Raw genomic sequence first — 20,985 nt, forward strand, 5'->3', positions numbered from 1 at the left:
GTCAAATATTAACCGCCGAAATCATCCAAGAGGATGTTTTCATCTTCCACGCCCAAGTCTTTAAGCATTTTGATGACGGACTGGTTCATGATCGGCGGGCCGCACATATAGAATTCGCAGTCTTCCGGTGCTTCGTGGTTTTTCAGGTGGTTTTCGTAAACCACGTTGTGGATGAAGCCTGTGTAGCCGTCCCAGTTGTCTTCCGGCAGCGGGTCGGATAGGGCGACGTGCCATGTGAAGTTCGGGAATTCTGATGCGAGTTGGTCGAAGTCTTCAACATAGAACATTTCGCGTTTCGAACGTGCGCCGTACCAGAAGGTGATTTTGCGTTTGGAATTCAAACGTTTCAACTGGTCGAAAATGTGGGAACGCATCGGCGCCATACCTGCACCGCCGCCGATGAATACCATTTCGGCATCGGTGTCTTTGGCGAAGAATTCGCCGAACGGACCAGAGATGGTTACTTTATCACCTGGTTTAAGCGACCAAATGTAGGAGGACATTTGTCCTGGAGGCGCATCGGGTACGCGCGGAGGCGGCGTGGCGATACGTACGTTCAACATGATGATGCCTTTTTCTTCAGGGTATGAAGCCATGGAGTAGGCACGCAAAATCGGCTCGTCCACTTTGGAAACGTATTGCCACAGATTGTATTTGTCCCAGTCTTCGTGATATTCCTTAGGAATGTCGAAGTCTTTGTAGGCAACGGTGTGTGGCGGGGCTTCGATTTGAATGTAGCCGCCGGCGCGGAAGGGAACTTCTTCGCCTTCAGGAATGGCAAGCTTGAGTTCTTTAATGAACGTGGCTTTGTTGTCGTTGGAGATGACAGTGCATTCCCATTTTTTCACGCCGAACACTTCTTCCGGTACTTCGATGTCCATGTCGGTTTTGACGTTGACCTGACAAGACAGACGGCAGCCTTCGCGCGCTTCGCGTTTGCTGATGTGGGACAACTCGGTCGGCAGAATGTCGCCGCCGCCGCTTTTTACGACAACGCGGCATTGTCCGCACGAACCACCGCCACCGCAGGCGGAGGGTACGAAGATGCCTTGGCTGGCAAGCGCGCCCAACAGTTTGCCGCCGGCGGGCATAGTCAGCTCTTTTTCATCATTGACTTTGATGGTGATGTCGCCTTCGCTCACCAGCTTGGATTTGGCAAACAGAATCATCAGTGCCAAAGCCAAGACGATGACGGTAAACATCACGATACCTAAAATAATTTCCATGCCGAATCCTTTCTTATAACTGGATGCCGGAGAACGACATAAACGCCATCGCCATCAGGCCGGCGGAGATGAAGGTGATGCCCAGTCCTTTGAGGCCTTTGGGAGCGTCCGAATATTTCATTTTTTCGGTAATGCCCGCCAAAGCGACAATTGCCAACATCCAGCCTAAACCCGCGCCAAAGCCGTACACGACGGATTCGCCGAAGTTGTATTCGCGTTGCGCCATAAACGAAACAGCACCAAAAATCGCGCAGTTTACGGTAATCAGCGGCAGGTAGATGCCCAGCGCGTTATAGAGGGCGGGAACGAATTTGTCCAAGAACATTTCCAGAATCTGCACCAAAGCCGCAATCACGCCGATGAAGGTGATGAATTTCAGGAAAGTCAAATCCACGCCTTTGACAATCGCGCCGTCTTTAAGCAGCGAGTAAACGAGCTGGTTGGCAGGGACGGACAGGCCGAGTACGAAGGTAACGGCAACGCCCAAGCCGAATGCGGTGGATACTTTTTTCGATACCGCCAAAAAAGTACACATGCCCAAGAAGAAGGACAGCGCCATGTTTTCAATGAAGACGGATTTCACAAAAAGGCTTAAATAATGTTCCATGTCTTATTCCTCCGCCTGTTCGGGTTTCCATGTGCGCAAACCCCAAATCAAAAAGCCGATGATGAAGAACGCGCTCGGTGCCAACAGGAAGAGGCCGTTGGTTTGATACCAGCCGCCGTCCTGCACGGTTTGGAAAACGGTGTAGCCCAAGAGTTTGCCTGAGCCGATAAGCTCGCGGATGGTTGCGATAATAATCAGCATCATGCCGTAACCTGCGCCGTTACCGATGCCGTCCACCAAACTTTCCAGCGGCGGCTCTTTCATGGCGAAGGCTTCGGCACGACCCATCACGATACAGTTGGTAATAATCAGGCCGACGAATACGGAGAGCTGTTTGGACAATTCGTAGGCATAGGCCTGCAACAATTGGTCAACCAGCGTAACCAGCGACGCGACAATCGCCATCTGCACGATAATGCGGATGCTGTTCGGGATGTAGTTGCGCACCAGCGAGATGAAGAAGCTGGAAAAACCGGTTACCAAACTAACGGAAATACCCATCACGATGGCCGTCTGAAGTTTGGTGGTAACCGCCAGCGCCGAACAAATACCCAAAACCTGCAAGGCAATCGGGTTGTTGTCGATAAAGGGTGAAAACATTAAATGTTTCAAGCGTTTCATATCAGCCATTATTGTGCTCCTGCTGATTTCAATTTGTTCAGGTAGGGGATATAGCCGTTTTCGCCGAACCAGTAGGCAAACGAACCTTGTACGCCTTTGGAAGTCAGCGATGCGCCGGAAAGGGCATCTACGCCATGCTCTTTGTCCGAGCTTCCGCCTTTGGAAACATGCAGGGCAAGTTTGCCTTGTTCGTCAAAGAGTTTTTTGCCGACGAATTTTTGTTGCCACAACGGATTGCCGATTTCGCCGCCCAAGCCCGGAGTTTCGCCTTGGTCGTAGTAAGTGATGCCGTTGATGGTGTTGCCGTCGGGTTGGATGGCGACGAAGCCGTACATGACCGACCACAAACCGTTGCCGTGCATAGGCAGAACAATTTGGCTGACTTTGCCGTCATCGCCTTTTACCAAATAAACTTCGGTGTATTTGGCGCGGCTTTTGATGCCTGCCAAATCGTCTTCAGGTTTGATTTGGATGCTTTGCGCGGGGTCTTTGGCGGCAACGCGTGCGCTGAAGTCTTTCGGCGCGTCTTTCACATATTCGCCGGTCGCCAAATCGACCACGCGTTGTTCGATACGGTCGGCAAAGGTTTTGCTGATGTCGGTATTTTTATCGAGCAAACCGGCAACGCTCAGGATGTAGCTTTGTTTATCCTGAACCTTTTGTTTTTCCTGCACCGGTTTCAAGCCGACAACTGCGCCCGCCACGATGACCGAGCAAATCAGGCTGACCGCCAACACCACAATCAGCGTGCCGCTGAAGCTGTCTTTATCGAATTTCTTAGCCATTGCTGCGCGCCTTTCTGCGTTTGATGTTCGCTTGTGCGACGAAATAGTCGAAAATCGGGGCAAACAGGTTGGCAAACAGAATCGCCAACATCATGCCTTCAGGGTAAGCCGGATTGACCACGCGGATTAACACGCACATCACGCCGATTAGCGCTCCGTACCACCATTTGCCGACATTGGTAAAGGAAGCGGAAACGGGGTCGGTCGCCATAAACAACATACCGATGGCGAAGCCGCCGACGACCAGATGCCAGTACCAAGGCATGCTGAACATCGGGTTAGTGTCTGAACCGATGACGTTAAACAGCGAAGACATCGCAATCATACCGATCATCACGCCGGCAATGATGCGCCAAGAAGCGATGCGGGCAAACACGATAAACGCGCCGCCGATTAAAAGCGCCAAAGTGGATACTTCGCCGATAGAACCGGGCAAGTTGCCGATAAACGCATCCATCCAAGTAATAGGTTGATTGGTAACGGCGTTTTTCAGACCTTCCGAACCGTGTGCCGCCCATTGCGCCAACGCAGTTGCGCCAGAATAGCCGTCAACTGCCGTCCAAACGGTGTCGCCGGTAATATTGGCGGGATAAGCGAAGAACAAGAAGGCACGACCTGCCAGCGCGGGGTTCATAAAGTTTTTACCCGTACCGCCGAATACCTCTTTCGCAACCACCACGCCGAAGGTAATACCCAAGGCAGCCTGCCACAGCGGCAGCGTAGGCGGAACGATTAAGGCAAACAGAATCGAAGTCACGAAGAAACCTTCGTTGATTTCGTGTTTGCGTACGGTGGCAAACAAGACTTCCCAGAAACCGCCGACGATAAATACGGTTGCGTAAATCGGCAGGAAGTAAATCGCGCCGAACAGCATTTTGCCCAACACGCCCGCTTCAGACGACATATTAATGCCCAAAGCGTTGGCAAGGGCGTAATGCCAGTCGTTGGCGATGCTTTGTTGCAGCAAATCGGGTGTCAGCGCACCGAATGCCTGCGCGCCGACGTTGTACATGCCGTAAAACATGGCGGGGAACAAAGCCAGCCACACCAAAATCATCATGCGTTTGGAGTCGAGCGCGTCGCGGACGTGTGCCGCTTTGCGCGTTACCGCGCCGGATGTGTAGAAAATCGTCGCCGCAGCTTCATAGAGGGCATACCATTTTTCATGTTTGCCGCCCGGCAGGAAGTGCGGTTCGATTTTTTCCAGAAAATGTTTCAAGCCCATAATCAGCCTTCCTTCTCAATGGTTTCCAGCACCTTGCGCAACAGCGGGCCGTATTCGTATTTGCCCGGGCAGACGAAGCTGCACAAAGCGAGGTCTTCTTCGTCCAATTCCAAGCAACCCAAAGCCTGCGCGCTGTCGGTATCGCCGACGATTAAATCGCGCAAAAGCAAGGTGGGCAGGATGTCCAGCGGCATCACGCGCTCGTAAGTACCGATAGGAACCATAGCGCGGTCGCCGCCGTTGACGGCTGTTGTGAACTTGAAGAGTTTGTTTTTCAGGAAATGGCCGAGGGTCGTACGCGTAATCGAGTATTTGTCCGGCTGCGGCGCAACCCAGCCGAACAGCTCTTTGCTGCGGCCTTCTTCGATAACGGAAATCTGATTGTGGCAGCGTCCCAAATAATCATGCGCGCCTTGTGCAATCGCGCCGTTCAATACCGAACCGGAAATCACGCGGTTGTCTGCGTCAACCAATTCACCGGCGGTAATTTGCGACACCTTCGCACCCAAAACGGTACGCAAGAGGCGTGGTTTGTTGACTTGCGGGCCGCCCAAAGCAACCACGCGCTCGGTATTCAGACGACCTGTTACGAACAAACGTCCGATGGCAATCACGTCTTGATAATTGATGGTCCACACGGTTTTATTCGCGCCGACAGGCTCGATGAAATGAATGTGCGTACCGCTCAAACCAGCGGGATGCGGGCCGTCGAATTCGTGTGTTTCAATATTGGCGGCGTTTTCAGACGGCACGTCCGCACCGGCTGCTTTACAAACATGGATTTTGCGTTCGGTCAGACGGCTCAACACCAGCAAACCTCGTCTGAAATCCTCGGCGGCTTCTTTGATGACGACCACAGGGTCTGCCGCCAGCGGATTGGTATCCATCGCATTGACGAAAATGGCGAACGGTTCGGCATCGACGGCGGGGATTTTGCTGAACGGACGGGTACGCAGCGCAGTCCACAAACCGGATTGAATCAGATTGCGGCGCACTTCTTCGCCGCTTAAGTTTGCCAACGCATCGGGCACGTAGCGTTCGAACTCGATTTCGTCATCGCCTTCAACGGCAATCACGACCGACTGAAGCACGCGCTTTTCACCGCGGTGAATCGCAGCGATTTTGCCGGAAGCCGGCGCAGTAAACACCACGCCCGGATTTTTCTTGTCTTCAAACAGCACTTGGCCTTTTTTGACGGCATCGCCTTCCTTGACTTTCATCGAGGGGCGCATACCGGCATATTCTTCGCCAAGCAACGCGACTTCGGTAATGGCCGGACCGTCGTAAACGGCTTGCTCCGGTCTGCCCGCGATGGGCAGGTCTAGGCCTTTTTTGATTTTAATCATAGATTTGCATTACTTGTGATGAGTTAAACAGAATAAAATGTTCCAACTTTTCAGACGACGTTTGAAATGGCAAAGCATGGGGAAGGTCGTCTGAAAGTAAAGCCTTACTTACGGAAAACAACAATTATAGTGGATTAACTTTAAACCAGTACGGCGTTGCCTCGCCTTGCCGTACTATCTGTACTGTCTGCGGCTTCGTCGCCTTGTCCTGATTTAAATTTAATCCACTATAAATGAAAACTGTAAAACGTTTGATTTTAGCAGGAACAGCCCGCCTTATGTCAGATTTACGCAGATTTTTTCCAGCTTCCTGCCCCGAATCCCACGCAAAACAGCCCTCCAATAAAATCCAAGATATTGATGCCCCAAATTAATCCCTTCGAAACAAGCGGCAGAATACAAAAGGTCGTCTGAAAACCGATGACAAGAATCAGGTTTTCAGACGACCTTTCGAAGTTTAGGAATCAGAACAACTGCCAAACGAAGAAGATCAGCGTGTGCAGTATAAACAGCGGAATCAATACCCCCACCGACCACATCATATAACCGAAGAAAGTCGGCATCGGCACGCCGCGCTGCTCGGCAATCGCTTTAACCATAAAGTTCGGCGCATTGCCGATATAAGTGAGCGCGCCCATAAATACCGAACCCATGGATACTGCCAACAGCGAATGGAACAGATGCCCCGTCATCAGCGCCTGAGCATCGCCGCCCGCCATATTAAAGAACACCAAATAAGTAGGCGCATTATCCAAAAAGGCGGACAACAAACCGCTCATCCAGAAATACATCGTATTAATCGGATTGCCCGAAGCGTCATGCACCAACGACACCACCGCACCCAGCGCACCCGCCTCGCCTGCCTTCAAAATCGCCAAAACAGGGGAAATCGTAATGAAAATACCCAAAAACAGTTTGCCCACTTCGGCAATCGGGTCGAAATTGAATTCATTGCCCGCCCTGACCTGTTTGGGCGTAATCAGCAACGAAACAACGGTCAGCACCAGCAAAATCACATCGCGCACCAAGTTTTGCAACGCATAGTGGCTGCCTAAAATTTCAAACCCCGGATGATCGGGCTTCCACAAGCCGGACAGCAAAACCGCACCGACCACGCCCGCCAGCAGCAGAAAATTCCATTTGCCGGCAATACGCAAATCTTCATCGGCCTCCTCTTCCTGCCGAATCTGTTCCACATTGGCTTCACGCGCGTGATAACGGCTGTCGATAATATAAAACACCAGCAACAGCACCACCGTACTGATCAATACGGGCATCAACATGTGTTTCACCGTCCACATGAAATCCACGCCCTTCAAGAAGCCTAAAAACAGCGGAGGATCGCCCAACGGCGTCAGGCCGCCGCCGATATTTGCCACCAAAAAAATAAAGAATATAACGACATGCACCTTATTCTTGCGGTAATGGTTTGCCTTCAGTAGCGGACGAATCATCAGCATTGCCGCACCGGTCGTCCCCATAAAGGAAGCCATCACCGTCCCCGCTGCCAGCAGCCCGGTATTCAGCGCAGGCGTACCATTGAGCTTACCCCAAACCAAAATCCCGCCCGAAATCGTATATAAAGCCAAAAGCAGCAGGATAAACGGGATATATTCCTCAACCAGCGCATGGGCAACCGTATGCACACCCGCCCCGAAACCGAACACAACGGCGAACGGAACCAAAAACAGCAGCGTCCAAAACGCCGTAATCTTGCCGAAATGGTGATGCCAGGTATGCGCGAAAAAGAGCGGGCCCAACGCGATAGACAAAAGAATCAACGCGAACGGCGCACCCCAAAACAGACTGAGCGTCGCGCCGTCAAAATCAGCGGCGTGAGACACAGCGGGAAGCAGGATGAGGGATAGAATTGGTAAGCGGCGCATTGTTTTTCCTTGTTTTTCTTAGTTTTTCTTATGGACGAAAAGCCTAGACAAACACATCCGCACAATGCCGTGAAATCAAACAAAAACGTCTGCAACCAACCTTGGCATCAAGCGGCGGAGTGTTGCCATATGTAAACCTTGTTTGATTGTAAGTGAAAACCCCGCCCCAAACCAGTCAAAATAACCGACCGCCCTACCTTGTTTCTCAATATTCAATCCCCTATTCCACCATGTCTGCCGAATCAGATTTTCAAAATCCTTTTGAAAATAAAATGCTAGGTCAAAACAATGTAAACTATCAAAATATAACTTTAGATTTATTTTTCCAAACATTTACACTCAGCCCATTGGACAGGAAATTATCGACCGCCGAAATCCGCTTTCCACCCAAAGCAGCAAACCACAGTCAAAACAAGTCTACCGCGGCAGTACAACCCAAATGATCAATATAAAGCCGGTCGGCAATAGCAGACACATTATAGTGGATTAAATTTAAATCAGGACAAGGCGACGAAGCCGCAGACAGTACAGATAGTACGGCAAGGCGAGGCAACGCCGTACTGGTTTAAAGTTAATCCACTATATCTTTTTCAGACGACCTTGTAAGCGGAATAATTTATGATACAATACGCCCCTACTCTTGAACGGGTCTGTAGCTCAGGGGTTAGAGCAGGGGACTCATAATCCCTTGGTCGTGGGTTCGAACCCCACCGGACCCACCAATCAAATCAATGCCTTGCGTAAGCAAGGTATTTTTTCATGTCGCAACTGTGTCCAATTTGTGTCTGAAATCGCCCGATTCCGTCCAATACCGCAGCATGTGCTTGCAGATGTTCCGCCGACAAATTCGCTAAATCATTCCCTGCCTGATTTGCCTGCATCAGGGCAAACCCATGCAGCTCCTAGTGCCAATCTAGTGCAATCTAATCAAAACGTCGTCTGAAAATCGACAATTCGTTTTCAGACGACGTTTTATGAGAAATGCAGCGAATCTCTTTCACCTTCGCCAAAAAACTCAATCTCCTCCCTCGTTCCTTCCCTCTTCTCCCGCCAAACCGTGCAACAGCAACCCCAATACGTCCTGCGGCAGCTTTTGCGGCGCAGCGGCATAAAGCGCGGCCAGTTGCGGATGGCGCATCAATATATCCGCCTGACGGATGAACAGGTCAATGAGTTCCACCGGCAAATCGGGCTGAATCAGGCGGCGTTGTTGCAGGGTATGGAAGAAACCGCGCATAAAGGCGTATTTTTCTTCGTTCAATTCATGGAAAAACCGTTCCAGCTCCAAATCGGTATTCTCTTCGATGTCGCGCAGGAAGGCGGCGGAATAAAGCTCGTCGAACGACCGCCGTTGCAGAGCAAAAACGGCTTCGGCGGCTTCGCGCAGGCTGCATTGCCGTGCAAGCAGATTTTCAAATTCGGCACGGACGCGGTTTTTCTGTTTGGTAACGATTTCCTGCAAGAGCGCGTTTTTACCGCTGTAATATTTGTAAAAGGTAACGCGGCTGACGGCGGCCTCGGCGCAGATTCCGCCCACGGATACGGCGGAAAAACCGTGTTCGCGGAACAGGCGGCGGGCGGTGTCGGCGATGGTTTGTTGTTTGCTGGCGGTCATGACGGTAGGAAGGTTTTGATTTTGTTCATAAAGGAGGTTCATTAAAGTTATCCGCAAGTCGGATACCCATCATATTTCCCCACGGCGGCAATGGCAATATGGCGGCGTTTCAGACGGCCTCTTTCCTTATCCTCCGCTCCGTCCTACGGATGAGGGCTGTCGGATGCTTAGCAAGCCAAATTCATAAAGACCGCCCCCTCCCCCAACCTTCTCCCGCCGAACGAGAGAGGGAATTGTTTTTGATGGTTCACTATAAAAAGGGAGGAAGTAAAGTGAATGATAAACACTTGCATTCCTGTTTTTTGTTTCTTATACTTTACATTAATAGTTTGTTTTATGTAAATGTGTAAACAACAAATATTTGCATACTGACGGAGCGGTTGGATTGTCTGATGTTCAATCCGCCCCGACGTATGCCGTCTGAAAGGATAAGGAAATGCAGAAACCTACCCTCCGCCGCCTGCCGCTGCTGCTTGCCGCCGCCTTTGCCTCCGAATGGATTCATGCCGCCGATGCGGCGCAAGATGCGGAACAGGTGCAGTTGGAAGAAGTCGTCGTAACCGGCGAACGCACCAACCGCAGCGGCTTTGAAACCGACACGTCCAACCGCGTTTTCACCACGCCGAACATCGACCGCAGCGGCCACAACCTTGCCGCGACCGACCTGCTCAAACAAACCGTGAACACGGTGGACTTGGGCAGCGGCAACGATTTGCCGACCGTGCGCGGCGTGGACGGCTCCGGCCCTGCCGTCGGCGCGGTGGCGTTTTTCGCGGGCACGCGGCCGCGCCTGAACCTGTCCATAGACGGCCGCTCCGCCACTTACAATGAATTCGCCTTCGGCACGCAGTCGCTATGGGACATGCAGCAGGTGGAAGTCTTGCGCGGGCCGCAAAGCCATGTGCGCGGACAGAACGCGGTGGCTGGCGCTGTGGTGATGCGCTCCAAAGACCCGACCGACGAATGGGAAGGCGCGCTGCGCTTGGGTTTGGGCAACCAGAAAACACGCAATGTCGCCGGCGTCGTGTCCGGCCCGATTGTAAAAAACAACCTTGCCTTCCGCCTGAGCGCGGAGCGGCAGCAGCGCGAAAGCTACGAACCGTTCGTGTCCTACGAACCGACCGGCAACCCGCGCCGCGTGGAAAACACCAACGTGCGCTTCAAACTCCTGCTCACGCCCGAAAACCATCCCGATTTTTACAGTCGCCTGACACTGAACCACATCCGTTCGCGCGCGCCGCAAAACGAAATCATGGGCAACACCGCCAGCCGCCGTTTTTTAAAAGAAAAGCCCGTGTTCGTAACCGGCTCGACATCGGGCATCTGGGACGTATCGTGGCAGCTTAACGACTATCTGAAACTGGAAAACAAACTGGTTTACGGCCGCTACCACAACGAGCGGCTGCACCTGCCGATGACCGTCAGCCCGCAAGGCGTGCCCGCCGAACTCAAAGGCCGCGAACTGCAATGGGAGCCGGTATTGCATTTTTCCAACAAAGGCCGTCTGAAAGGCCTTGCCGGACTGCACTACTTCCGCAGCAAACAAGACGAATGGGTAGATATCCGCAGCGTCGGCGGCCGCAACACCTTTGACGACCGCAACAGCGTGCGCGCCCTGTTTGCCGAAACCACATACAGCCCCAGCGAAAAATGGGACATCACGGCCGCCGCCCGCCTTGAAAAAGAAACGCACAAACGAAGCGGCGGCAGCGGCGCGCTGCACCTTGATTTAGACAAAGGCCAGACCGTGTTCCTGCCCAAAATCGACATCGCTTTCAAACCCACCGACCAATGGGTCAGCGGCATCAAAGCCGCGCGCGGCTACAACCCCGGCGGCGCGGGCATTACCTTCGGCCGCCCCGTCGTAACCTACACTTATGAACCCGAATATGTGAACAACTACGAGTGGTACACCCGCTGGCGCAGCGCAGACCGCCGCCTGCAACTCTCCGGCAACCTGTTCCTGAACCACTACCGCGACATGCAGCTCCCCTTCTATCTCGGCACCAACTCCGTCGTCATCCGCAACGCCAAAAAAGTCCACACCTACGGCGCAGAACTCGCCGCCGACTGGCAGGCGACCGACAGCCTGAAACTCACCACCGGACTGGGGCTGCTCAACACCAAAATCAAAAGCTATCCCGACAGCGGCATCGAAGGCAACAAACTCGGCCGCGCGCCCAAATACACCGCCAACATCGGCGTGAAATACCTGAACGACAAAGGTTGGGAAGCCGGCGGCGACGTACGCTTCTACGGCGGCTACTACTCCGCCGCCGACAATGCCGAATCAGGCAAAATCGGCGCGTACAACCAAGTCAACCTCTACACCGCCTACAACTTCAAACAAGGCCGCGTCTCACTCTACGCCGACAACGTGCTCAACCGCCGCCGACCCATATTCATTTCCAGCGCCGACCGCCAAGACGCGCTCTACCAACGCCCCAGAAGCGTCGGCGTGAGCGCGGAATGGAAGTTTTAGGCGGTGCTGAAATGATAGAGGTCGTCTGAAAAAACGTAGGTCGGGCATCAATGCCCTATACCTACGGTTACTGGAATAACGAAGGTCGTCTGAAACGGCCGTAACAACCGACTGCCGTCATTAGCTTACGCAAGTCCGCTTCGCTACCCCCGCGCAGGCGGGAATCCAGAATGGAGACTCGAAGACACTTCTTTATCCGATAAGTTTCTGTGCGGATGGGTCTGGATTCCCGCCTGCGCGGGAATGACGGCACAAGAAGTCTAATCATCAACAATATCCAACCTGCGCCCAACCCCCAAAACACCCAAAGGAATCCCATGCACTACTTCACCCCCGTCAAAACCCTGCCCGAAGGCACCATCTATCTGACCGACCTGACCCACGTCGCCGACTTCGCCGACTGGCTGGCCGAATTCGAAACCCTGTTAAACCAAAACTGCCGCTTCGCCACCGTCTGCACCCCTATGCGGCGGCAGGTGAGCGACGAACAGCGCATTGCCGACCGCAAAACCTACATCGAATGGATAAAGGCACACCGGCCGCAACTCGCCGAACGCTGCGCCGCCATGCTCCTCATCGAACCCGATGCGGCGCAACTGGCGTTCTTCCTCGAACAATCGTCCAAACTCGCTCCCGCGCTGGGCGTGAACTACATCGTCGAAGCCGACGAGCAAACCGCCCTGCAAAAGGCGGAAGAAGCGTTGAAGGTCGTCTGAAAACAGAATCCGTACTCCGGCAGCGGCTTTATAGTGGATTAAATTTAAATCAGGACAAGGCGACGAAGCCGCAGACAGTACAGATAGTACGGAACCGATTCACTTGGTGCTTCAGCACCTTAGAGAATCGTTCTCTTTGAGCTAAGGCGAGGCAACGCCGTACTGGTTTAAAGTTAATCCACTATATCATCCGGCCTTGCCTGCCCGATACGGATTTGAGCAAACCGACATTCGTTTGATAGCATGGGAACACTCGGCAACTGACTTTCAGGAGTACAAAAATGTCATTTACCACAATCATTTATGCCCACCCGTACGATCAAAGCTTCAATTACGGCATTTTGCGACGCGTGCAGCAACTGTTGGACGAAAAGGGCGAAAAATACCGACTGATCGACTTATACGCAGACGGTTTCAACCCCGCCTACACCAAAGAAGAGCTTGCCCTGTTCAACCAAGGCAAAGCCCTTGACCCGCTGGTTTTGCATTATCAGGAACTCTTGAAAACCACCAACCGCCTGATTTTTATCTTTCCGATCTGGTGGGCGGATATGCCCGCCATCGTCAAAGGGTTTGAAGACAAAGTTTTCCTGAAAACATTCGCCTACGTCCCGACTGCCACAGGCTTGAAAGGCAACCTATCCCACATCAAAGAAGCACTGGTCATCAGCACGTCCACCGCCCCCACATGGTATCTGAAATGGTTTGGCGGCAACGGCATCGGCAAAGCGATGGTGGGGCACACGCTCAAAGGCATCGGTATCGCCAAACGCCGTTGGCTCAACTTCGGCAATATGGACAAATCCACCGACGAACAGCGGCAGGCGTTTTTGGCAGATTTGAGCCGAAGCGTTTAATCTTCAGACGGTCTATTACTTCACCGCCGAATTTCCACCGTCGGCAAACAAGGTCGCACCCGTTACAAAACTGCCCATCGGGCTGACGAGGAACAAAATCGCGGCGGCAATTTCTTCGGGTCGGGCGATGCGTTTGACCGCATGCAGCCCTTCCGCCCATGCCCGCTGCTGCGGGTCGGTAGTCATCATTTCCGTATCCGTACCGCCGGGAAGCAAGGCATTGGCGCGGATACCTTGGGCTGCATAGTCGGCGGTAATGCCTTTTGCCAGAGCGGCAAGTGCGGCTTTGGCGCAGCCGTAGGCGGTTTTGTTAGGCAGGGCGCAACTGGTGCCGACAAAGCTGGACGTGAACACAATCGCGCCACCACCGCGTGCGAGCATAAGGGGAATTTGGCTGCGCGCGCCAAGAAAGGCAGCGGTTAGGTTACCGTCCAACGTATCGCGCCATTCGTCGGGCGAGATGTCGGCCAAGGGTTTGTATGCACCGATAATGCCTGCATTGTTGACGGCAATATCTAGGCCACCGAACTCGCGTTCCGCCGTGCGGACGACGGCTTCATGCGTTTCAGGCAGCACCGCGTCGCCTGCAACAGCAACAGCTCGTCCGCCGCGCGAGCGAATCAGGGCTGCGGTTTCCTCCAGTTTGTCGGTACGGCGGGCGCATAAGACAACGTTTGCGCCGTGCTCCGCCAGCAACAGCACAACCGCGCGACCGATACCCGACGACGCGCCGATAACGGCGGCGGTTTTATTTTTCAAATTCAACAGGTTTGACATATAGTCAATTAAAAACAAAATGGTACAATACTCAACTTTGAAGGTCTAACCATGGCATACTCTGCGGACTTAAGAAACAAAGCTTTAAACTATTACGAACAATGCAAAAACATCAGCCAAACCGCAGCAACGTTTAACCTGTCAAGAAACACGCTTTACCTGTGGATTCGCCTTAAAAAACAAACAGGCAGCCTAAAACATCAAGTTACCGGTCTAAATGCCGTCAAATTGGATAGGCAAAAACTGGCTCAATATGTTGGGCAACATCCGGATGCCTATCTGCATGAAATCGCCAAACATTTTGATTGTACGGCAGCCACCGTTTGCTATGCACTCAAACAGATGGGGATGACGCGCAAAAAAAGACCACCACTTACAAAGAACAAGATCCGGCCAAAGTAACGCATTATTTGACACAGCTGGCCGAATTTTCCGACTACCAACGTGTTTATTTGGATGAAACAGGATTTGACCGCTACCTGTTCCGCCCCTATGCCCGCAGCCCGAAAGGGCAAATAGTGAAAGCGCAGATAAGTGGAAAAAGATACCGACGCTTATCTCTGGTGTCCGCACAAGTCGGCAACCGGCTGATTGCTCCGATGGTTTATCAAAATACGATGACCGGAGTCTTTTTTGAAGCGTGGTTTCAGCAATGCCTACTGCCCGCATTGACTCAAAAATCGGTGATTATTTTAGATAATGCACGATTTCACCGTATGGGTGTCTTACGGGAAATGGCGGAAAAATTAGGACATAAGGTATTGCCTCTTGCACCTTATTCACCTGAGCTCAACCCGATTGAAAAGGTGTGGGCGAATATTAAGCGGTATCTGCGAACCGTATTGTCTGATTACGCCCGATTTGACGATGCGCTGCTGTCCTATTTTGATTTTAATTGACTATAACTTTCCTTACATGTGCGGTTAAAGACGATGCAAGTTTAAGGAAGTCGCGATATAAAGACGACCCGATTATTGATGAATTTCAGACAGACAAACAATTTTTCCATCAATAATCGGGTCGTTTCTTGTCGGCTTTCAGGCTATCCTATCCCATACAACGACAGGATAATTTATGAACTTAAATCAAACCCGCCAATTCCTCCGCATTGCCCGCGCCATCGAATACCTTTACGACCATGCCGCCGAGCAGCCCGATTTGGCTCAGGTGGCGGCAGTGGTTCATGTCAGCCCCGAGCATTTGCAGCGCGAATTTTCCGCATGGGCGGGCATCAGCCCGAAAAAAATGCTGCAACACATCAGTATCAGCCGTGCCAAAGAAGCCCTGAAAAACAGCGAAAGCGTGGCGGAAGCGGCGCACAGCGGCGGACTGAGCGGCACGGGGCGGCTGCACGACTTATTTGTCGGCATCGAAAAAATGACTCCGGGTGAATACAAAAACGGCGGAGCAGGCCTGCAAATCCATTACAGCCTGATTCCCGGCCCCTTCGGCGACCTGTTGGCAGCGGCAACAGACAAAGGCATCTGCTTCATGCGTTTTTCAGACGACCCCTCCGCCGCACTGGACGAATTGCGCGCCGAATATCCGAACGCCCGCCTAACCGAACGGGAAACCGCATTCCACCGCCAGGTCGCTGACATCTTCCGCACCCGGCACGGCCGCATTACCCTGCACATCAAAGGCACACCCTTCCAGCTCAAAGTATGGCAGGCCTTGCTCGATATTCCCGCAGGCAGCCTGCAAAGCTACGGCACAGTGGCGCAGGCCGTCGGTTCGCCCAACGCCGCGCGAGCCGTTGGGACGGCCATCGGGCAGAATCCCGTTGCATTACTCATCCCCTGCCACCGCGTTATCCGCGAAAACGGCATCATCGGCGGCTACCGCTGGCAACGCGGGCGCAAAATGGCGATATTGGCGCACGAATTGGGAGACGCTGATGACGCTTGACCTCTTCCCAGAAACCGCCAACCCGCACGCCAACCTGCTGCCCTACGACGGCATCGTCAGCAATTTCGGACGGATTTTCACCATCGCCGAAGCCGACCGTTATTTTGAAATTTTGCAGCGCGATATTCCCTGGCGGCACGACGAAGCCGTGATATACGGCAAACACATCATCACCGCCCGCGAAGTCGCGTGGTACGGCGACACGTCCTACAACTACGGTTATTCCGGCGCAAACCGCATCGCCCTGCCGTGGGATGGCGTCTTGCCCGAACTCAAAAACCGCGTGGAAGCCGCCATCGCCGACATCTGCCCCACCCACTTCAACTCCTGCCTGCTCAACCGCTACAACAACGGCAACGAAGGCATGGCGTGGCACAGCGACGAAGGGCAGGGGCTGGTCAAAGACAGCGCCATCGCCTCCCTCAGCCTCGGCGCAACGCGCAAATTCGCCTTCAAACACAAAGAAAGCAAGGAAAAACGCGAAATGTGGCTGGAACACGGTCAGCTCATCGTCATGCACGGCGAAACGCAGAAACACTGGCTGCACACCATCCTGAAAAGCACCCGTATCCAAGAGCCGCGGATTAATCTGACGTTTCGGGTGATGAAAGGATAAAAAGGGGCTGCTTTTTTCCATTTCAGACAGCCCCCGAAAGTCGTCTGAAAAACTGCTTGAAAATGTAAAACAGAAAAGCCGTAGGTCGTCTGAAACGTTTTTCAGACGACCTACCGCACCCACATCATTCCCGTACACTCGCAATAGGGAGTCATCCATGTCCCAACAAACCCCGACATCCCCTGCCCCGCGCGACTGGCTGCTGCTTATCGGCGGCAGCACCTACAAATTCACGCTGACCGGTTTTTATCTGGTCGCGCTGGTCGCTATTTTGAAAAACCACGGTTACAGCCTGAACCAATTGAGCTGGATACATTTAATCGGCGGTATCGAAGCGGCGAAGGTGTTGTTTGCCGCGCTGATGGAGCGGCGGCCGGCGGGGCGGTTCGGGCGGTTTCGCGGCTGGCTGCTGGCGGCGACGCTGGGGCTTTCGGTGGTGTTCGGGCTGATGGCCTGTACCGACATCACGCAGAACTTCCCGCTGCTTCTGGCCTGCTGCGTTTTGCTCTCGGCCATGTCGGCGGTATACGGCTGCGCGATGCTGGGCTTGTCGTGCATCGTCCTGCCGCACCGCGAACGCGGCTTCGGCGGCGTGATTCAGACGATGGCGGCGCGCGGCGGCAAGATGATCGGCGGCGCGCTGGTGTTGTGGCTGTATCAGGAATACGGGCAGACGGCGGCGGGATTTATGCTGGCATTCACCCTGCTGATGCTGCTGCAACTCTTGTGCTACCGCGAGCCGGAAAGCCCGACGGCGCAAGGCGGTTTGACGGCGTTGGCGGCACGGCTGGTCTCCTTTTGGCGGCGGCCTGAAACGGGCTGGCGGTGGCTGGTGCTGCTGTTTACCGTTGCCGCACCGTATGCGTTTGCGGCGGCGACTTTTGTGCCCAAGCTGGCGGATTTGGGCTTCACTCCGAAGCAGACGGGCGGGATTCTGGCGGTGGGCATTCCTGTTGCCTGCCTGATTGTGACGCCGCTGTCGGGCTGGTTTTCGCGCAATTATCCGCGCCGCAAACTCGTGTTCCTGCTCTACGCGCTGCAACTGCCGCTTTTGGCGTCCATGACCGCCATCGACGCGCTCGCCCGTGTCCACCCTTGGCTGCCTCCCGCGCAAATCATCGCCCTGAGCCTGAGCTACACGCTGCTGCTGCCGGTGATACTGGCGTTGGTAATGGACAAATCCGACCGCGCCACCGCCGCACTCGACAGCAGCCTGCAATTTTCCGTGGTTCTGCTCGGCAGTTACGCGGCCGGTTTCGCCGCCCTGCGGCTGGCAAAGTCGGTCGGCTATGCCGATGCGTATTGGGCGGCGGTGGGCCTAGCCGTATTGGTGGGCGGGCTGCTGTATGCGTGCCGAAGCCTGTTTGATTCAGACGAGCCGTCATGAAAACTCCGTACCTTCGTATTTGAAGTGCCAACGGTTTCCCGAATAAAAACAGGACACATCATCTACAACCCTTCTGAGCGATCCCCACTTTCAGACGACGTTTCCTTTTAAATCGACATAGAACTTTTCAGCGGTTGCATTGCCTATTATGTTTTACCGTTCAAAATGGCAGACCATTTCAAAAGGAACATATTAATGTCAGAAACTGTTACCTACGACCCTTCCCGCTACGGTGCCAAAGCCGCATACACGACTTATGAAGCCGACCAGGGCACACTCTCAACAGGTGCAACAGTCAAAAAAGCCTCTTCCATACACTCCACTGCCCACGAAGCCAGCAAACAGTCTTACGTTGACCTGCCGGTCAATGCCGCCGTTTCGTTTACAGCAAAGGCGGATGCGGATGCCGCCACCCTCCGCTATACCGTTCCCGACGGGGCAACCGGCAAAGTTGAAATCCAAGTAAACGGCAAACCCGTAGCCAACCTCGATTTATCATCAAAACACAACTGGCAGTATTTGGAAAATTATGAACACCACAAAGGCGAAGACATCAAAATCCACGATACGCCTGCTGCCGACCGTGTCGCCCGCTTCCAGTTCGACGAAGCGGGTACGCTGTTGAAAAATACATCCATTCAAAGCGGCGACACCGTTACCATCGTCAACCAATCAGGCAACACCCCGGTCGGTATCGACTTCGTTGAATTGGAAAAAACCCCTGCCGCGATCAAACAGCCCGCAAACAGCGTCAGCATTACCGATTTCGGCGCAAAAGCAAACGACGGAATCGATGATTCGAAAGCCCTGACGGAGGCAATCGAATCGGCAAAAACCTCCGGAAAATCCGTTTACATTCCCGAAGGGCAGTTTGATTTCGACCACCAGCTCCACATCTATGCCCCTAAAGGAATCAGCATCGGCGGCGCCGGCAGGTGGCATACCAAACTGCATTTCACGAGCGAGGAACCGCCCGTTTTTGAAAACGGCACAGTGAAAAAAGGCGGCGGCATCGTGTTTGAACATGGCAGCAACAATATTGATTTCGGTAATCTGTCGATGGATTCAAATTTGACATCCCGTTTCCACCAACAAGCCAACTACAAAGGCATTTCCGGCACTTTGGGCAAAGGCTCGTCCATCCACGACATCACCATTGAGCATTTTGAAGTAGGCATCTGGACCGGCGATTACGCCAAAGTGGACAATGAACACCCACTGCACTACACAGACGGGCTGACCGTCTCCAATGCCCTCATCCGGAACAATCTCGCAGACGGCATTAATTTTGCGCAGGGAACCAGCCATTCGACCGTCATCAATTCCAACATCCGAGGCAACGGCGACGACGGCCTGGCGACATGGTCGAGCATTGCAGACCAAACAGAATCCAAAGTAGCCGAAAACAACCGTTTTCTGAACAACACCGTCGAACTTGGCTGGCGCGCGGCAGGTATCGGCATCTTCGGCGGCGCCGGACATGAAGTAGCCGGCAACCTGATTCGCGACAATGCCGCATGGTCGGGCATACGCCTCAACACCGTTTTCCAAGGACACAATTTTGACCTGAACAAAAAAGGTATTTCGGTTCGGGACAATCTGTTAATCGGCAACGGTACCCGAACCGACACATACGGACGCGAAAAAGGCTCTATCGACTTTGAAGAAGAGCATGGCGCAATCAAAAACGTCAAAGTCGAAAACAACATCATCGCCGACAACCTGTCCGACACAGTCATTACTCAGACATTGCCGATTTCAAACGGCAAAGGCATCGCCCTATCCGGCAACAACATCATCGGAAATGCGGCGGTTTCTGACCCATCCGCCGTTGATCATCCGGAAAAAGTTACCTCCATTACCCGTCAGGAACTCAGCAATATTCCCGATCAAAATTATTATTACGCCAACGAAACCGCCGGCTTCAAATCCGTCAACGTGACCTATATTACAGGCACGGCAGGCAGCGACAGCATCAAAGGCACAGACGGCATAGACCATATTGACGGCAAAAGCGGCGATGACAGCATTTATGCCGGCAACGGCAACGATACCGTATTCGTCAGCGGTGGAACCAACTTCATCAGTGGCGGCGATGGCAACGATATCGTCCGAGGCGGCGACGGCAGAGATACCGTCAATGGAGACTCGGGAAACGATGTGATTTTCGGCAACGGCGGAGACGACCATCTCAATGGCGGGGCGGGCAATGATACGTTGTTCGGCGGCGAAAACAACGATGTCTTTTATGGCGAGTCGGGCAAAGACGTGCTGTATGGCGGCTCCGGCGACGACTTACTGTTTGGCGGTTTAGACGACGATATCCTGTATGGCGGCGCAGGGAATGATACCTATGTCTTCTGCTTCGGAGAGGGACACGACACCATTTCCGACAATCACGGCAACAACGCCCTCCAATTCGGACAAGGCATCGCCGTCAAAGATTTGCATATCCATGCAAGCACCGACGCAAGCGGGGCAATCGATTGGGAAATCACCATTGCTAACTCAGGCGGCAAAATCACCATCGACAACCAATATCTCAAAGGCAGCAACACTGCTTCTGTCGGAGAATTCCGATTGGACGAAGGGACATTTACCGTAGAAACCCTGCTGGACAAACTGTCGGCAAGCGGTCAAACTGGCGGGTTTGAAACGGTCAACAGCGGAGTCGGCAGCTTTAGTTACAGTTCCGATACGGCAAACGTACAGCACTACGATGCCGTAACGCAGCCGGCAATTTTATAGCGGCCTGATGAAAATTCAGAACCGGCGTGGTTTGGTTCTGACTTCCACGCCAACCCCGCAGGATATTAGGCTGCTGTAACTGTATGGAGAAGTCAGGCTGAAATGTTCACGCTGTCCGCACAAACAAGAGGTCGTCTGAACCGGCTTTCAGACGACCTCTCTCAATTTTTGGCACAAAATATC

Annotated in this window: 17 protein-coding genes, 1 tRNA gene and 1 pseudogene; 10 read left to right on the forward strand and 9 right to left on the reverse strand. The window is 53.3% G+C overall.

Annotated elements, in window-relative coordinates:
• Positions 1-8 precede the first annotated feature (8 nt).
• The 7 genes from nqrF to H3L95_RS07505 form a co-directional block, all read right to left on the reverse strand.
• Positions 9-1,226: an NADH:ubiquinone reductase (Na(+)-transporting) subunit F gene (nqrF, locus tag H3L95_RS07475; RefSeq protein WP_003755989.1), complete on the reverse strand. Its 1,218-nt coding sequence runs from the start codon at positions 1,224-1,226 to the stop codon at positions 9-11.
• 13 nt (positions 1,227-1,239) lie between these two features.
• Positions 1,240-1,833 (reverse strand): NADH:ubiquinone reductase (Na(+)-transporting) subunit E, encoded by a 594-nt coding sequence (nqrE, locus tag H3L95_RS07480; RefSeq protein WP_003755986.1) that lies wholly within the window; start codon positions 1,831-1,833, stop codon positions 1,240-1,242.
• Between the two features lie 3 nt (positions 1,834-1,836).
• The gene (locus H3L95_RS07485; RefSeq protein ID WP_003755984.1) at positions 1,837-2,463 is read right to left on the reverse strand and encodes an NADH:ubiquinone reductase (Na(+)-transporting) subunit D; all 627 of its coding nucleotides are present in this window, start codon (positions 2,461-2,463) and stop codon (positions 1,837-1,839) included.
• A complete protein-coding gene (locus H3L95_RS07490) occupies positions 2,463-3,239 on the reverse strand; it encodes a Na(+)-translocating NADH-quinone reductase subunit C (protein WP_003755982.1) in 777 nt (258 codons plus the stop codon). Before H3L95_RS07490 ends, H3L95_RS07485 begins: the two co-directional genes overlap by 1 nt.
• A complete protein-coding gene (locus H3L95_RS07495) occupies positions 3,232-4,464 on the reverse strand; it encodes an NADH:ubiquinone reductase (Na(+)-transporting) subunit B (RefSeq protein WP_003755979.1) in 1,233 nt (410 codons plus the stop codon). Before H3L95_RS07495 ends, H3L95_RS07490 begins: the two co-directional genes overlap by 8 nt.
• 2 nt (positions 4,465-4,466) lie before the next feature.
• A complete protein-coding gene (locus tag H3L95_RS07500) occupies positions 4,467-5,810 on the reverse strand; it encodes a Na(+)-translocating NADH-quinone reductase subunit A (protein WP_003755978.1) in 1,344 nt (447 codons plus the stop codon).
• 464 nt (positions 5,811-6,274) lie between these two features.
• Entirely contained in the window at positions 6,275-7,696 is a 1,422-nt protein-coding gene (locus H3L95_RS07505) for a sodium:proton antiporter (protein ID WP_003755974.1), read from the reverse strand.
• Positions 7,697-8,164: 468 nt separating this feature from the next.
• Between H3L95_RS07505 and H3L95_RS07515 the strand changes: the two are divergent.
• Both H3L95_RS07515 and H3L95_RS07520 read left to right on the forward strand, forming a co-directional pair.
• Positions 8,165-8,290, forward strand: a pseudogene (locus H3L95_RS07515) (IS5/IS1182 family transposase); the annotation flags it as partial.
• A gap of 52 nt (positions 8,291-8,342) precedes the next feature.
• A tRNA-Ile gene (locus H3L95_RS07520) sits at positions 8,343-8,418 on the forward strand.
• A 293-nt stretch (positions 8,419-8,711) separates the two neighbouring features.
• Here the strand turns inward: H3L95_RS07520 and H3L95_RS07525 are convergent.
• On the reverse strand, positions 8,712-9,353 hold the full coding sequence (locus H3L95_RS07525; RefSeq protein WP_040667940.1) for a TetR/AcrR family transcriptional regulator: 642 nt from the start codon (positions 9,351-9,353) through the stop codon (positions 8,712-8,714).
• Positions 9,354-9,747: 394 nt separating this feature from the next.
• Between H3L95_RS07525 and H3L95_RS07530 the strand changes: the two genes are divergently transcribed.
• The 3 genes from H3L95_RS07530 to H3L95_RS07540 all read left to right on the forward strand — a co-directional run bounded on the left by H3L95_RS07530 (position 9,748) and on the right by H3L95_RS07540 (position 13,366).
• Positions 9,748-11,793 carry a TonB-dependent receptor gene (locus tag H3L95_RS07530; RefSeq protein WP_003755960.1) on the forward strand — a complete coding sequence of 682 codons (2,046 nt, stop codon included), beginning with the start codon at positions 9,748-9,750 and terminating at the stop codon, positions 11,791-11,793.
• Positions 11,794-12,110: 317 nt separating this feature from the next.
• On the forward strand, positions 12,111-12,509 hold the full coding sequence (locus tag H3L95_RS07535) for a hypothetical protein (protein WP_040667939.1): 399 nt from the start codon (positions 12,111-12,113) through the stop codon (positions 12,507-12,509).
• A gap of 281 nt (positions 12,510-12,790) precedes the next feature.
• Positions 12,791-13,366 carry an NAD(P)H-dependent oxidoreductase gene (locus tag H3L95_RS07540; protein ID WP_003755956.1) on the forward strand — a complete coding sequence of 192 codons (576 nt, stop codon included), beginning with the start codon at positions 12,791-12,793 and terminating at the stop codon, positions 13,364-13,366.
• 15 nt (positions 13,367-13,381) lie between these two features.
• Here H3L95_RS07540 and H3L95_RS07545 read toward each other — a convergent pair whose 3' ends face one another.
• Positions 13,382-14,143: an SDR family oxidoreductase gene (locus H3L95_RS07545; protein ID WP_003755955.1), complete on the reverse strand. Its 762-nt coding sequence runs from the start codon at positions 14,141-14,143 to the stop codon at positions 13,382-13,384.
• A gap of 51 nt (positions 14,144-14,194) precedes the next feature.
• On the opposite strand from H3L95_RS07545, the gene H3L95_RS07550 reads away from it, so the two are divergent.
• The 5 genes from H3L95_RS07550 to H3L95_RS07570 all read left to right on the forward strand — a co-directional run bounded on the left by H3L95_RS07550 (position 14,195) and on the right by H3L95_RS07570 (position 20,802).
• Positions 14,195-15,042, forward strand: a protein-coding gene (locus H3L95_RS07550) for an IS630 family transposase (RefSeq protein WP_182096132.1) whose coding sequence is annotated in 2 segments (ribosomal slippage) — positions 14,195-14,510 and positions 14,510-15,042 — 849 coding nt in all. Because the reading frame shifts where the segments join, the coding sequence is not laid out codon by codon here.
• Positions 15,043-15,217: 175 nt separating this feature from the next.
• Positions 15,218-16,051, forward strand: coding sequence for a bifunctional transcriptional activator/DNA repair enzyme AdaA (locus tag H3L95_RS07555; RefSeq protein WP_003761989.1), 834 nt, complete (start codon positions 15,218-15,220; stop codon positions 16,049-16,051).
• Positions 16,041-16,667, forward strand: a complete 627-nt coding sequence (locus H3L95_RS07560) for an alpha-ketoglutarate-dependent dioxygenase AlkB family protein (protein WP_003761987.1) — start codon at positions 16,041-16,043, stop codon at positions 16,665-16,667. The genes H3L95_RS07555 and H3L95_RS07560 overlap by 11 nt, the downstream gene beginning before the upstream one ends.
• 157 nt (positions 16,668-16,824) lie before the next feature.
• A complete protein-coding gene (locus tag H3L95_RS07565; RefSeq protein ID WP_003761984.1) occupies positions 16,825-18,054 on the forward strand; it encodes an MFS transporter in 1,230 nt (409 codons plus the stop codon).
• Positions 18,055-18,249: 195 nt separating this feature from the next.
• Positions 18,250-20,802, forward strand: coding sequence for a right-handed parallel beta-helix repeat-containing protein (locus H3L95_RS07570; RefSeq protein WP_040669209.1), 2,553 nt, complete (start codon positions 18,250-18,252; stop codon positions 20,800-20,802).
• The last annotated feature ends 183 nt before the right edge of the window (positions 20,803-20,985 follow it).

It is taken from the genome of Neisseria sicca, from assembly GCF_014054945.1.
GTDB lineage: Bacteria > Pseudomonadota > Gammaproteobacteria > Burkholderiales > Neisseriaceae > Neisseria > Neisseria sicca.